Source organism: Guyparkeria halopsychrophila (assembly GCF_044582135.1).
Classification (GTDB): domain Bacteria; phylum Pseudomonadota; class Gammaproteobacteria; order Halothiobacillales; family Halothiobacillaceae; genus Guyparkeria.
This window is the reverse complement of record NZ_JBDODP010000083.1, coordinates 1-256: the sequence shown is the minus strand read 5'-3', so window position 1 is coordinate 256 and position 256 is coordinate 1. Positions and strand designations below refer to the sequence as shown.

Below are 256 nucleotides of genomic sequence, written 5' to 3'. Positions count from 1 at the left end.
ATAGAGCGGTGGAACCACCTGTTCCCATCCCGAACACAGCAGTGAAACGCCGCATCGCCGATGATAGTGTGGGGTCTCCCCATGTGAAAGTAGGTCAACGCCAGGCTCCCCATTTGAAAAGCCCCGTCATTCTCAGAATGGCGGGGCTTTTTCATGGCATGGGGAGACCCCTTTCGGGGTCCCGGCCGCGCCCCGTCGGGCGCGCCGCTCACGTCGGCTGCGTTTGTCCACTGGACAAACGGTCCTCGTTCGCCCC

General features: G+C 62.1%; 1 rRNA gene. It reads left to right on the top strand.

Features of this window, described 5'->3' with window-relative positions:
- Positions 1-106: ribosomal RNA gene (rrf, locus tag ABGV18_RS11590) — 5S ribosomal RNA — on the top strand; the annotation flags it as partial.
- Positions 107-256 lie beyond the last annotated feature (150 nt).